This is a genomic window from Brevibacillus sp. SIMBA_040, from assembly GCF_046535075.1.
In the GTDB taxonomy this organism is placed as follows: domain Bacteria; phylum Bacillota; class Bacilli; order Brevibacillales; family Brevibacillaceae; genus Brevibacillus.
Window position 1 is genome coordinate 517738 of the sequence record NZ_JAWRXI010000001.1, and the last position, 13557, is coordinate 531294.

The window sequence follows — 13557 nt, forward strand, 5'->3', positions numbered from 1 at the left end:
TTAGTTTACGTTATCGCTGCTACCATGTATTCTGCTTTTTGTAAAACATTATTTACATATTTGTCTCCCATATTACCATAACTCGCCATAAATAAAAACAGGTTGCAGTCTTCAGGCGCCCCATTTCGCTTTTTTCGCACTCAGCAACTACTAACCAGCTGTCCGTTCAGTCTCTGCTTCAGTTCATCTACTGACCGTGGAATACTTCCACCTATGTCTTGCTTGACGGAATCCGGCAAAGTCTCCCATACAGCTGCAATTAGCGGCATCCCCAAATGCAGGCTCTCCAGCATTTCCCGTTCGACCAAAGCCTCCTGTGGCTCACCTGCGAATACCAGCTGCCCCTCGTCCATCACGCAAATCCATTCCGCCCATTCGAAAGCGATATCCATATCGTGAGTCGCCATCAGTACAGTCGTCCCGCTCTGATGGATATGATCAAGTTCGCGGAGCAAATTTTTCGTCTGGTAGCGGTCAAGATACGCTGTTGGTTCATCCAGGAGAAGCAGCTCAGGCTCCAGCACCATGACTCCTGCCAAAGCAAGACGTCGCTTTTGTCCGAGGCTCAGATGATGAATCGGCGCGTCAGCCAGCTCTCGCAATCCGAATACGTCTAAAATGCTCTCTATTTTTGCCCGAATGACTTCAGGAGGCAGCTTGCGATTACACAAGCCGTACGAAATATCCTCCGACACCGTACTCGCGATCAGCTGGTGCTCCGGGTCCTGGAAAACCAGCCCCACTCTTTGCGTCATTTCCTGCAGAGCAGAACGCTTGTAGACAAACGGTGTCCCTCTCCATGAGACCTGCCCTTTTTGTGGCTGAATAATGCCGTTTCCGTGGAGAAACAAGGTGGACTTGCCACAGCCATTGCGACCTAAGAGAACGCATTTTTTCCCCTCGGGTATTCCAAACGATACACCCTGCAGGACAGGTCCTCTGCCCCCCGGATACGAGTAGTGCAGGTCATGAAATTCCAATAGTGTCAAAACCACCAACCCCCTGTCCAGCCCTCGAGCAGAATCAGCATGATACAGCCTGCTATGGACTCCCTTTCATAGCGAGGCGACCGGACATGCGAGTGCAAGCTGAGTACATCAAAGCTGTCCGCAAATCCTCTGGCTGACATCCCCTTGTAAAGTGCCTCGTATTTACGCATGGCGCGAATAAACAGCTGCGCTGCCAGCATCCCTGCGTCTCGCAGCATCGCTTTGAAGCCTTGATGACCACCACGGGAACGCTGTGCAATCCAGAGCTGATACGACGTTTGCAGCAGAACAAAAATAAATCGGTACATGATCATTAAGAGATCAGTCAAAATCGACGGTACCCCGATCCTGCGCAGCACCTGCAATATTTCTGCAAAGGGCACAGTAAACAGGATGAATGCAAAACAGCTCAAGCTCGCCATGGTGCGCCAAAATAAAACATAGACCTTGCCAAGCGCTGCAGACGAAATATAAACCACATACGAACCGACCTTCCACGCTGTCAGCAGCTCTATTTTTTGCAGATCGGCTCCTGCTTTTACCCAATCAATGAGCAGAGCAGGGAGTCCCGCAACAAAAAAGGAGGTGGACAAGAGTAAAAAGAGCAAATAAGAACGCACAGGGATGCGGGCGTAACCGATCACCCACACCCCTACCCACACAAATACAAGCATTTGCACCAGCGCATGCCCTAAGAGAACGAGAAGCAGCAGCGCGCAACCAAACAAGAGCTTGTGCTCCGGCGGAAGCTGCCTCAGTCGATTTTGATAGGAAAGGGAATCAAGCTGCTGCCAATTCATTTTTTCGACTTATCCAGCCGTCCCTTATACAATCCCATCGCATAGCCGACGACGCCTGCACCTAGAGCTGCCTGAACAGCAAACAACAGACTTTCCGTTTCTCCTCCTGGCGGCTCCAGAAGAGGCTGGAACCATGGCTCATATGAAGGCGAAATTTCCTTGATTGCTTCTTCTGCTGCTCCGTCGGCTCCACCGAATTCCGAATCCTGAACCAATACCAGCGGCAGGACAGCCAGTACGACTACTCCTAAGAGTAACAGCCAGTTTAATCCCTTTTTCACAGCGTTTCCTCCCGTTTCAGCAAGCGTAATTGGGACAATTCTTTTGCGTTATAAGATTGCAGCCAGTTCCAGACAAGAACGGTCAGCAAGCCCTCACTAATCGCCAAAGGAATTTGGGTAAAGGCAAAAATGCTCGCAAATTTTGCGAAGGAAGCCAGCACTCCACCTGTTTCAGCTGGAAACGCCAATGCCAATTGGATCGAAGTGACGACATATGTAGCCAAATCAGCTAAGGCAGCTGCCGAGAATACAGCGAGACGTTGACTACCATTTGCACGCATGATCAAACGATAAATACCGTACGCTACCATCGGGCCCACAACTGCCATTGATACGGCGTTGGCTCCCAGGGTCGTCAAACCTCCGTGTGCCAATAAAAGCGCTTGAAACAACAGAACCAAGCTTCCCAAAACAGACATTGCCAGAGGACCAAACATAATTGCCCCAAGTCCGGTACCTGTAGGATGCGAGCTGCTACCTGTCACCGATGGAATTTTGAGAGCAGATAGAACAAAAGCAAAGGCGCCCGATACCCCCAGAAGCAATTTCATTTCAGGATGTTCTTTGACGATCCTGTTGATCGAGCGCAATCCAAGAATAAAGAATGGCAAGAAGACTACCCACCAGAACAGTGCCCAGGAGATTGGCAAATATCCTTCCATGATGTGCATCGCATGTCCTGTCTGAGGTTCATTCACTAGAAAATAGAAAACAAATCCGGCAATTAATAAGCATGTTGATACAATCCGCGACCGATTCATTCGACTTCCTCCTTTTCCCCTTTTCTTTCCTTTCTTACTTCTACCAAACAAAAAAATCCCATCTACACGAAGACGAGATTTGCGCGCACAAAACAATAGACCGACCATTCAGCCATATTGCCTCGTATTCACCGCTCCTTTCCGCGAAGGTATCCGGGTGTGGCTGCTAGGTAGGTCTCCTGGCTTCCAGATCGATGCGCTCTTTGTCCTTCCCCATATAGATATGAGTGGATTTCTGTCAAAGAGAACTCCCTGGTTACAGTGGCGGGACCGCTCGGGACTTTCACCCGATTCCCTGTTACCCTCTATGGTTCAACGCCCATAAAGGCACCTAATGCCAACAATATGAAATTTTCGGACAATGATGAATTGTCCTCTCTTATTATAACGAAAAGAGAAGTAAAGAAAAAGAGCACAAAATAAAGGATGCGAGCAGAATGTCAACCGAAGGGACAGGTTCTGCTCGCAGTTATGTGAAATATTTATGCTTTTGCGTCGACTCCAACCGCTTCACTGATATGGGTAAAACCATCGCGCTTCATCAGCTGCAGCAGCTTTTTATTAATTTGCTTTGGGATACCAGGGCCTTGATAAATCATCCCCGTGTAAACCTGAACCAGGCTGGCCCCTGCGCGAATTTTTTCATACGCGTCTTCACCGGTATAAATACCGCCTACACCAATGACAGGAACCTTGTCGCCAATTTCTTGATAGATTTCTTTTACCCAAGCGGTAGAACGTTCAGTTAGTGGTCTTCCACTCAATCCGCCCGCTTCGTCTGCATGACGATGATTTTTCACGGCTTCCCGAGAAAGAGTCGTATTGGTAGCAATAATTCCGGAGATCCCTTCCTCTACGGCAGCGTGTACGACATCACGCATTTGTTCGTCAGTCATGTCAGGAGCAACCTTTAACAAGATCGGCTTTTTCTTTACCCCGCGCACTTCCATCTCTGCTGCTTTTTCACGTACAGCACGAACAAGCAAGCGCATGCTCTCTGTCTCCTGCAAATCTCGAAGATTTGGCGTATTCGGTGAACTGATATTAATTACGAAATAATGGCCGTATGAGTACAGCATGTCCATACATTTACTGTAGTCGGTGGCAGCCTCTTCGTTTGGTGTCACTTTGTTTTTCCCGATGTTGATCCCAATCGGAATATCGGAATAGGCATAGTCTATCAAGCGCTGTGACGCCAGATAGGCACCCTGATTGTTAAAACCCATCCGGTTGATAACCGCTTGATGCTCAGGAAGTCGGAACACACGCGGTTTCGGGTTGCCTGGCTGTCCCTGTGGGGTAAGTGTACCTACCTCGACAAAACCAAACCCGAGGGCACCCAGTGCATGATAAACCTCCGCATTTTTATCAAATCCAGCTGCCAGACCTACCGGGTTGGGAAAGGTTAGTCCCCATAGCTTTGTCTCTAAACGCTCATCTCGCATCTGGAAAACCATTTTTAACAAGTTTTTTCCTGGAGCCGAATCCTCCACCAGCTTCAGGGCATGAATCGTCTTCTCATGAATTTCTTCCGCGTCCTGCTGAAACAGATACTTTCGTATAAGCTGATACATCTGGTTGCACTCCTCGCTCCATTTTTACCTCATAGTAGAATACCATACTTTGCTTACGCTAGGTAACCTCTATATAGTGATACATATTTCCAAGCAGGCAGGTAAATCATAACAGCACCACCATTATTAGAGATGACGAGGAACCGCTATGAAAGTGGACGGAAAAATCGGGATTGGCCAAGCAATCATGATGATCATGCTGACAGTAGGCATCACCAATCATGTAACCGTCATCCCTCTATTACTCAGCAAGGCGGGTCGCGACTCGTGGGTAAGCGTTCTGCTCACTGCCATTCCTTATATTTTTTGGGGCATCATTCTCGCTTTTATTAATCGCCGACTCAAGCAGCAGCCATTGTCCACATGGCTTACTCGTAGCTCCGGCAAATTCGTCAGCTACCTGATCCTGACTCCGATTATTCTCGCCTTATACTTGATGGCATTAGTCAGCCTGCTTGATACACAAACATGGACTACTGTAAATTATTTGCCGCGAACGCCAGAATGGGTGACTGCCCTAGCTCTGATCGCTTTTTGTGTGATTGCGGCTCATCGAGGTATTGCCCCACTTGGCATCACGGCTGGCATGTTGCTCCCTGCTGTATCCATCCTTGGTTTTTTTGTCGCTTTTGGCAATGTTCCTAAAAAAGACTACAGTTTGCTTCTGCCGCTGTTTCAACATGGATATGCCCCGATGCTGCACGGGATGCTTTATGTAGGTGGAGGCTTTGTAGAATTGTTTGTCCTGCTTCTGCTCCAGCATCATGTTCGTGCTCCGCTGCGACTGGTTCACTACATGGTGCTTGTATTTATCATCGTCATTCTCACGCTCAGTCCGTTGACTGGTGCAATCGCAGAGTTTGGCGCCATCGAGTCCACTCGCCAGCGATTTCCTGCATTTGAGCAGTGGCGTTTGCTTACAATCGGTAAGGATATTGAAAACGTGGAGTTCTTTGCCATCTATCAATGGCTCTCTGGATCCTTTGTGCGCATCTCGCTCTGCTTTATTTTAATTTGTGAGCTCTTGCAAGTGCATTCCTATGCAAAAAAATGGCCACTGCTACTCTTTCTCGGCGGCAGCATGATTACGATCACCAGCTTGCCTTTCAGTGATATGCAATTTGTTTCTTTCCTATCAATGGTCTATTATCCGCTATATTTAGCTGTCATTTTAGCCATCTCACTCATTCTAGGTGGAGTAGCCCTGCGGCAATCAATCAGACAGGAGGATACTGGTCATGAGTCGTGAAGCCGAGCTACGCGAACTATTTGCCCATTGCTCAGATGTCGTTCTCTTGCGATTGGTTTCGAGTGAAGACCAGCAGAGTCTGCTCATGTATTGTGAGGGACTGACTGATGTTAGGCATATGCAGGAGGTTGTACTGCCACAGCTCGATCAATTTTTGGCAAAAGGCGATCTCCGCTCCCTTCCGCTCATTCCTCTTCTGGATGAACAAGAGTATTGGGTGGAACGTTTATTTGCAGGTGAATTGTTGTTATTTCTGCGAGATTTACCGCCTTTTACGTGGGATATTTCCAACAGGCCGCAGCGTACCACGGAAGAAGCAAATACGGAAGTGTCCATCAAAGGGCCCCGTGACGGATTCGTCGAGGATCTGAGCGCCAATGTCGCACTCGTGCGCAAGCGGATGAGAACACTCGCACTAGCTTGTGAGTCGTATACACTCGGAACACGCTCCAGAACCAGAGTATCGATGCTATACATGCGCGATGCAGCTCCTGCTGACCTCGTGATAACGATGCGAGATCGGCTAGCTGAATGCGATAGTAAAAAAAACATTAATAGCGCGATTCTCGAGCAAAGATTGAGCGACCATACCTACTCTCTCTTTCCACTTTTAGATTACACAGGACGTCCTGATTATGCTATTTACATGCTATTTCAAGGAAAAGTAATCGTGATGGTGGATGGCTCTCCTCTCGCCTTGATTGCACCCGTAACTCTTTTGGAGCTCATTAAATCTCCCGAGGATGATCAATATCCGATTGCCTATGTGTGGCTGGAGCGCATTTTACGTTTGGGAGGAATCTTTATCGGCGTCTTTCTCCCAGGGTTTTGGATCGCCTTATCTGCTTACAATGTGGAGGAATTTCCTTTTCAATTGCTGGCTACTATTACCCAAGGGAGAAAAGGGCTGCCATTCTCTGCTCCGATGGAGTTATTCGGGATTCTCTTTATTTTTGAATTTCTACGCGAAGCAGGCGCTCGTCTGCCCAAAACAGTCGGGCAAACACTCGCTCTGGTAGGAGCGCTTATTATTGGAGATGCGTCCATTCGTGCAGGACTTACCTCTCCCTCCATGTTGTTTATTGGCTCGCTCACCGTCGTTGCTTCATTTACTCTGATCAATCAGTCTTTGAGTGGAGCCGTCACGGTAGCCCGGTTTGCTGTTTTTCTCCTTTCTTCGATACTTGGTATTTACGGGTTTGTACTCAGTCTTTTGATCATGGTTTATTACTTGTCTACTCTTACTTCGTTTGGGAGACCTTACGTCTTGAATCATTCTTCCAACTTTTTGAATACGCTTGTCAAAGTTTTATTCCGCCCTCTGATTGGAATTTTTAAACAGGGAGATAAGAAAGGGGCATGAAATGAAGCGACAACTGATGGCATGCTTGGTACTGCTGTTGTCTGTGGGCTTCACAAGTGGATGCTGGGATCAAAAATCGATTCAGGATCTAAACTACCTCTCTGCAATTGGAATTGACTACGAGAACAACCAATACGTCCTGTACGCCCAGTCAACGGACCTGTCCAGTGTGGCAAAACAAGAAACGCCGGGCACTACAGAACCCCCTGTAATCATCTCGATCGGTAGAGGAGAAACATTGCAAAGCGCTATGGATAATATGCAAAAGAATGCGCAAATTCCTCTGTTCTACGGCTTTGTATCCACGCTTATTTATCACGAGCGCATGCTCCAAAAGGATGTAATCGTAACCTTTGACATCTTGAATCGGTATGGACTGCTTCGCTATACCAAGTGGGTGTTCGGGACAAGAGAGCCGATAGCAGAAGTCCTTAGCAATCACTCTGTCACCGGCTTTTCTCCACTGAACTCTCTTTTGCATCAGCCGCAGGAAGTGTATAAGCAGCGTTCTTTTATTGAACCGATCCGGTATTACACCTTTATTTCCCGCTTTTGGGAACCAAGCAATACGGTTATCATTCCGAACATCTCCGTATACAAGCACGCCTGGAAGGAAAATAACAAGTATATTTCTCGCCTCACCATCGATGGTATTCATACCGTTTACAGGGGCAAATGGAACGGATTTTTCCCCAATAATGACCTGCTGGGTCTTAGGTGGATGAATCCCCATACGGAATTTGCAGGATTAATCGTAAAAGAAAACAATAAACCAAAAGCTACGTTGCGCATCCAGAACGTCGATGTGCATGTAACGCCCATCAAGACAGGAGAAGACCCCCGATTTCGTGTCGATATTCATATGAACGGCTTTATTCGAGAAATGATGGGGAGGGTATCGGCTGATTTCATGAAAAAGGATGCGGAAGAACAGATCGAAAAGCAAATCAGAGGAACTTTTCTGAAGGGGATTGCTGCCGGGACCGATCTTTACGGATTTGAAGAAGCCCTGTACAAGCTAGATCTTAACGCGTGGAAACAGTTTGCCAAAAACCACAACAATAAACTAAAAGCAGATGCACTCGCCGAAGTAAACATTCATGTCCGTTTAAGCGATTCAGGCAAAATGAAGCTGAACTGGTACCACTATCCTGAACATCTCCTGCCTTGAGCGAAAAAAAGCTGCCCATCTCTTCAACAAGAGACAGGCAGTTTCTTTTTTTAACTATATAGCTCCTTAGTTTTTCACCAAGAGAACTTCTTCAACAGCTGCATAAGGGAGATTGTGTGTGTCGGCAACTGCTTTATACGTTACTTTACCCGCAATCACGTTTACGCCTTTAGCCAATGGCTTGTTGTCGCGGATCGCTTGAGCGTAGCCTTTGTTTGCCAATTGCAGAGCGTAAGGAATGGTTACGTTGGTCAATGCCAGCGTGGAAGTGCGGGATACCGCTCCAGGCATGTTCGCTACTGCATAGTGGATAACGCCATGCTTTTCGTAGGTTGGGTTATCGTGTGTAGTAATGCGGTCGATCGTTTCGATAGAACCACCTTGGTCAATCGCAACGTCTACGATTACGGAGCCTGGTGTCATTTGTTTCACCATTTCTTCGGTTACGAGACGTGGTGCACGAGCGCCAGGAATGAGTACTGCACCAACCAACAGGTCTGCTTTTTTCACTGCATTCGCAATGTTAAAGGAGTTGGAGATCAGTGTTTGTACGCGGCCTTGGAACAGATCATCCAATTGACGCAGACGATCTGCGTTTACATCGATAATCGTAACGTTTGCGCCCAATCCCAGTGCCATTTTCGCAGCATTTGTACCTACGATACCGCCGCCGATAACGACTACTTCACCTTTTGGCACGCCAGGTACACCGCCGAGCAATACACCTTTTCCGCCGTATTGTTTTTCCAGGAATTGTGCACCGATTTGTACGGACATACGACCTGCAACTTCGGACATTGGCATCAGCAGTGGCAGAGCGCCGTTGTCGAGCTGGATGGTTTCGTATGCGATCGCAATTACTTTTTTCTCCAGAAGTGCACGAGTCAGCTCAGGCTCTGGAGCGAGGTGCAAGTACGTGAACAAAATGAGGTCTTCACGGAAGAAGCCATACTCAGATGGAAGCGGTTCCTTTACTTTCAACACCATATCCGCTGCCCACGCATCAGCCGCTGTAGCAGCAATTTCTGCACCTACTGCTGTATAATCTTCATTGGTAAAACCGCTGCCCAAGCCAGCATTGTTTTCTACACGAACAGTATGGCCGCTTTGTACGAATGCAGCTACACCTGCAGGAGTAATCGCAACGCGATTCTCGTTATTTTTAATTTCTTTAGGAATTCCAACGATCATGATAGGTAGTCCTCCTTGGAAAGCCGTATTTTTATAAGAGTAATATCATTGTACAGCTATTTTTACGTGCTTTTCCTTGGGGATTCCTTTAATTTTGGCAACCTACTATTTGTGAAAATCCACAAACGAACTACTGTTCTTCATTTAACTTCGCCATCTTCAGCTCCAGGTATAGCGAAGTACGTTGATTCATATTCTCCAGATCAACCTGCATAATCTCCTCGATGCGACGCAGTCGGTAGCTCAATGTATTGATATGGATATGCAGGCGCTGGGCCGTCACATTTACCTTTCCGGCTGCATCTAAAAAGGTTTCCAACGTTTCCTGCATTGCCGTCTGATTGTCACGGTCGTATTGCTTCAGCACTTCGAGCCGTTCATTTTCATAGCCCTGTTCCTCGTCCCACTGCTTGCACTTCAGCAAGTACCGATAGATTCCCAGCTCATGGTATCCGTGGATGCCGGCAATTTCACGCGGGAACAGCTTTTTGATCTTGACGGCATGCAGGGCTTCTTGGTAGCTTTTCACAATCTCTGTATACGACTTGTAGCTTCTCCCATACCCCGCTATGACTTGGCCCACGCTGACATGTGTCTCCAGCTTGCCAAGCGAATCAGAAAGAAACTGCTCAACCTTACGAATCAAGACGTTGCTTTTCTCTTTTTTGGGCTCAGTCAGACCGATGAGTAAAATAATCTGGGAGCCGTCCACTACCCAAAACAGCTTGTCACGCATCAGCAAGGGGTACAAATATTGATCCAGCCTCAGCCCGGCTGCTTCAATAATGCAGATTAAATAAGAAGGCGGAAGATGCATTTGCAGGCTTTCTGCTTTTTGCCGAATGATCGCTTCACTGTGATGATTGCCAAGCAGCAGCTCCCACAAAAACTCTTTGCGGCGCTGCTCCTCGGCCTTGCGCTTTCCTTGCCTTTGAATCAGCCGGGAGACAGCCGCTTTTGCTGCTTGACGCAAAATTTCATCATCATCACGGGTGATGGGCCGATTTACTTCCTGCGCCCATATATAGCCCAGCACATCGTTGCCACGCCGAATGGCAATCGCGACCCTCTTGCCCAGGCCAACCTCATCCTTGGCTGGTATATGCACAGGGTCATCCTGCGTCAACAGCTCCTGAAAAACCCCGTCTTTCCACAAACGGGTCAAGACTTTTTCCGGTACTCTGCGTCCCATGATTGTCGACCAGCGCGCCTGGTCTGTACTGTCTCCATGTGAGCTGTACGCAATCAATTTATGGTCCGCATCCTCTACTGTTATCGGGTTCTGCAACAGGTCCCCGATTACGTCTGCTAACTCATCCATATCGGCATCTTGGTATTGCTGAAAATAGTTGGGCGACACTGACAAAATCCCACCTCTTTACCGCTCTAGAATACGTATGATTCTATTATACAAAAACTTTGCGCTTCATTCTTTATCGAAAGCGTTCACGCAAAGAAATCGTACAGGCTCCCCAGTCCGATTCAACCAGTTGTGAGGGGTTGACGACTCCATATGAATACTGTCACCAGGACGTAACTCATACTCCTCATGACCCAATAAAAGTGTTAGAACGCCCTCTAATACGTAGACGAATTCTTGTCCCTTGTGTATAAACGGAACTCCTTTGTCCTCGTGAGGCTGAAGTGTCACCAGGATTGGCTCCATCGAGGGATTAGCCAAATTTCCAGACAAATCCTCGAACACAAAAGAAAAGTCATTCTTTTTCGTCTGCTCCAGGCTTCCTCTTCTTACACTGCTTATTACATGAACGGAATTTTCCGAAAAAAAGTAGCTTGGGCTTACCTCTAGTGCCTCTGATATTTTTTTCAGCGATTCCAGTGTAATCGACGATTTCCCCCGCTCTACCTGCGACAGAAAGCTAATCGATAGGTCCGTCTTTTCAGCTATCTGCTTGAGCGTCTTCTTTCTTCCTGTACGAAGAGCTTTTATCAATTTGCCTATTTTAGATTCCATATGATCGTACCCCAACTAAAAAGGATTTAGAAAACCAAGAAGACCTGGCTACACCCTGTCTTTTTGGCAACTGCACATTGCTGAATAATAATGATTATAATTATTATCTGCATAAAATCATCATACCCTTTTACTTAACAGATGTGCAAAGTAACGGATGATCTGAATTCTTTTTCTGCAAATGAAATTTCAGGAAACATTTTTTTACTATTGATACAAATTCCTATACCTCTTATAATCTTTACTATTATCACCAACAGCAGGTGCTATTTTTTTCCACAAATATTGAAGTATCACTTCAATTTTCAAAACTAGACTCTGCCTAGAAAGGATGAAGCTCCATGCTAGTACTGAGTAGAGAGAATATCGAGCAAATTTATTCGATGAAACAATGTCTGGAGGATGTGGAGCACGTTTTTCGCGAACACGTGCAGGGGCGTGTTGTAACACCTGTCCGAACAGCTATTGATCACCCCAAATACGAGGGCACCAGCTTGTTCATGCCTTCCTATTTGGAATCTGATGACTATGTTGCAGTGAAAGTCATCAGCATATTCCCGCACAATCACGAGCACGGAATCAATGCCTTACAGAGTGTGATTTTGTTGACCGAGGCCAAAACGGGACAGCATGTCGCAATGATGGATGCAAGCCTTTTGACTGTCATGCGCACGGGAGCAAGCAGCGGTGTCGCCACCAAATACATGGCGAAGGAAGATGCGTGCAGCTGTGCTGTTCTCGGCTGCGGTGCACAATCGATCGGTCAGATCCAGGCAGTCATGGAGGTCCGCTCCTTGTCGGAAATCTATTTGTACAATCGCACGCGTGCAAAGGCAGATGAAATGAAGGACAAGCTGCATTCCCTGTATCCGAACTGGCAGGGTGAGATTGTTGTGGTAGAGAATGCCAATCAGGCAGTTGAACATGCTGATATCGTCATTTGCAGCACCAAAGCCACTACGGCCCTATTTGATGGGAATCGCCTGAAGCCAGGTACCCATATTAACGCCATTGGCGCATTTCTTCCTCACATGCAGGAGGTTGATCTGACTACCTTGCAGCGGAGTGGGAAAGTCGTGGTGGATACGCTCGAAGGCGCCGAGCACGAAGCTGGCGATCTGCTTATTCCGATCAGTCGCGGTGAGTGGAGCTTCGACCATTTGCACGCGGAATTAGGGGAAATCCTCATCGGAGAGAAATCTGGCCGCGACAGTGCAGAAGAAATTACGCTGTACAAATCGGTCGGTATCGCCTATTTGGACACCGCTGTAGCCAAAACCGTCTACGAGCGGGCAAAAGCTGCAGGTATGGGAACCGAGATTCGATTGTAAAGGCAACGAGGAAGCCGCCATCCCACTTGGGAGCTGGCGGCTTTTTTCTATGACTACACAAGACGCGAAATCGCATCTAAAATTTGTTCTTTCTGAAACGGCTTGATGACGAAGTCGAGCGCTCCCGTTTGCATCGCTTCCAGCACCTTTTGCCTGTGTCCTACAGCGGAGCAGATTAGCACCTTGGCTTCCTCATCGTAATTCAAAATTTCCCGCATCGCGTCAATGCCATGCATAACTGGCATAGTGATATCCATCGTTACAATGTCAGGCTTGAGTCGTTTGTATTGCTCTATCGCTTCTAATCCATTGCTAGCCTCTCCAATGATCTCATGTTGTCCAGACAACATATCGGTCAGCACTCGTCTGGTAAAGGCAGCGTCATCTACAATTAGTAATCGGGCCACGGTGTCCTATCCCCTCGCTTCAATCTCGCTCGCATCTACTTCTTACTTTTGCATAAAATTCACGAGCTTGTCCACGAGAGAAAATGACTTCTTTTGTCGAATGAATTACGAAATAAAACCAATTTTCTCGGTTGACTCCGTGCCTCCACCTTCTGTTACCGTCGAGCTTCCATGTGATGCCTGAGGACTCTCCGGTTTGGGGTGTGGTGTCGTCTCCCCGATCTCTGGCAATTCCACTTGTCTCACTTCATCAGGAATCTCGGGACTCTGTATTTCAATCCAATCCTTTTCCACGTATGCATGGCTCCCTTCTTTTCCCTGTCAGGACGTATTTTCCTCTATATCCTGTCCCGCCTGACTATTTCCATGCATGTGCACTGACGTTCTATTATTCACTCTTTTTCCCAGCAGGTGAAAATCCGATATAATAGAAATGTTTCTTTTTGTCGAGGTAACACGTATTTC

At 47.3% G+C, this 13557-nt stretch carries 14 protein-coding genes and 1 riboswitch; of the genes, 4 read left to right on the forward strand and 10 right to left on the reverse strand.

Annotated features, from left to right (window positions below; all coding sequences use genetic code 11):
• Positions 1-140: 140 nt before the first annotated feature.
• The 5 genes from SB752_RS02585 to SB752_RS02605 all read right to left on the reverse strand — a co-directional run bounded on the left by SB752_RS02585 (position 141) and on the right by SB752_RS02605 (position 4405).
• Positions 141-989 carry an energy-coupling factor ABC transporter ATP-binding protein gene (locus tag SB752_RS02585; protein ID WP_410714171.1) on the reverse strand — a complete coding sequence of 283 codons (849 nt, stop codon included), beginning with the start codon at positions 987-989 and terminating at the stop codon, positions 141-143.
• Positions 986-1789, reverse strand: coding sequence for a cobalt ECF transporter T component CbiQ (gene cbiQ / locus SB752_RS02590; protein WP_410714172.1), 804 nt, complete (start codon positions 1787-1789; stop codon positions 986-988). Before cbiQ ends, SB752_RS02585 begins: the two co-directional genes overlap by 4 nt.
• Complete coding sequence (locus SB752_RS02595) at positions 1786-2070, reverse strand: energy-coupling factor ABC transporter substrate-binding protein (protein WP_410714173.1); 285 nt, start codon at positions 2068-2070, stop codon at positions 1786-1788. The genes cbiQ and SB752_RS02595 overlap by 4 nt, the downstream gene beginning before the upstream one ends.
• Positions 2067-2831, reverse strand: a complete 765-nt coding sequence (locus SB752_RS02600) for an energy-coupling factor ABC transporter permease (protein ID WP_212965360.1) — start codon at positions 2829-2831, stop codon at positions 2067-2069. The genes SB752_RS02595 and SB752_RS02600 overlap by 4 nt, the downstream gene beginning before the upstream one ends.
• Before the next feature lie 152 nt (positions 2832-2983).
• A riboswitch (cobalamin riboswitch) is annotated at positions 2984-3181 on the reverse strand.
• A 132-nt stretch (positions 3182-3313) separates the two neighbouring features.
• Positions 3314-4405: a quinone-dependent dihydroorotate dehydrogenase gene (locus tag SB752_RS02605; RefSeq protein WP_410714174.1), complete on the reverse strand. Its 1092-nt coding sequence runs from the start codon at positions 4403-4405 to the stop codon at positions 3314-3316.
• Positions 4406-4553: 148 nt separating this feature from the next.
• On the opposite strand from SB752_RS02605, the gene SB752_RS02610 reads away from it, so the two are divergent.
• From SB752_RS02610 to SB752_RS02620, 3 genes are read left to right on the forward strand one after another with little or no spacing between them, the layout of a single operon-like run.
• Entirely contained in the window at positions 4554-5654 is a 1101-nt protein-coding gene (locus SB752_RS02610) for an endospore germination permease (RefSeq protein ID WP_410714175.1), read from the forward strand.
• Positions 5644-7017, forward strand: coding sequence for a spore germination protein (locus tag SB752_RS02615; RefSeq protein ID WP_410714176.1), 1374 nt, complete (start codon positions 5644-5646; stop codon positions 7015-7017). The genes SB752_RS02610 and SB752_RS02615 overlap by 11 nt, the downstream gene beginning before the upstream one ends.
• A gap of 1 nt (position 7018) precedes the next feature.
• Positions 7019-8188, forward strand: coding sequence for a Ger(x)C family spore germination protein (locus SB752_RS02620; protein WP_410714177.1), 1170 nt, complete (start codon positions 7019-7021; stop codon positions 8186-8188).
• A 66-nt stretch (positions 8189-8254) separates the two neighbouring features.
• Here SB752_RS02620 and ald read toward each other — a convergent pair whose 3' ends face one another.
• The 3 genes from ald to SB752_RS02635 form a co-directional block, all read right to left on the reverse strand.
• Positions 8255-9379 carry an alanine dehydrogenase gene (gene ald, locus SB752_RS02625; RefSeq protein WP_410714178.1) on the reverse strand — a complete coding sequence of 375 codons (1125 nt, stop codon included), beginning with the start codon at positions 9377-9379 and terminating at the stop codon, positions 8255-8257.
• Positions 9380-9509: 130 nt separating this feature from the next.
• Positions 9510-10745: a PucR family transcriptional regulator gene (locus SB752_RS02630; RefSeq protein WP_410714179.1), complete on the reverse strand. Its 1236-nt coding sequence runs from the start codon at positions 10743-10745 to the stop codon at positions 9510-9512.
• 60 nt (positions 10746-10805) lie between these two features.
• Positions 10806-11354, reverse strand: coding sequence for a helix-turn-helix domain-containing protein (locus SB752_RS02635; protein WP_410714180.1), 549 nt, complete (start codon positions 11352-11354; stop codon positions 10806-10808).
• 341 nt (positions 11355-11695) lie between these two features.
• Here SB752_RS02635 and SB752_RS02640 point away from each other — a divergent pair, with 341 nt between their 5' ends.
• Positions 11696-12685 carry an ornithine cyclodeaminase family protein gene (locus SB752_RS02640; RefSeq protein WP_410714181.1) on the forward strand — a complete coding sequence of 330 codons (990 nt, stop codon included), beginning with the start codon at positions 11696-11698 and terminating at the stop codon, positions 12683-12685.
• 53 nt (positions 12686-12738) lie between these two features.
• Here SB752_RS02640 and SB752_RS02645 read toward each other — a convergent pair whose 3' ends face one another.
• Both SB752_RS02645 and SB752_RS02650 read right to left on the reverse strand, forming a co-directional pair.
• On the reverse strand, positions 12739-13092 hold the full coding sequence (locus tag SB752_RS02645; RefSeq protein ID WP_410714182.1) for a response regulator: 354 nt from the start codon (positions 13090-13092) through the stop codon (positions 12739-12741).
• 105 nt (positions 13093-13197) lie between these two features.
• Complete coding sequence (locus SB752_RS02650) at positions 13198-13386, reverse strand: hypothetical protein (RefSeq protein WP_103104120.1); 189 nt, start codon at positions 13384-13386, stop codon at positions 13198-13200.
• Positions 13387-13557: the final 171 nt, after the last annotated feature.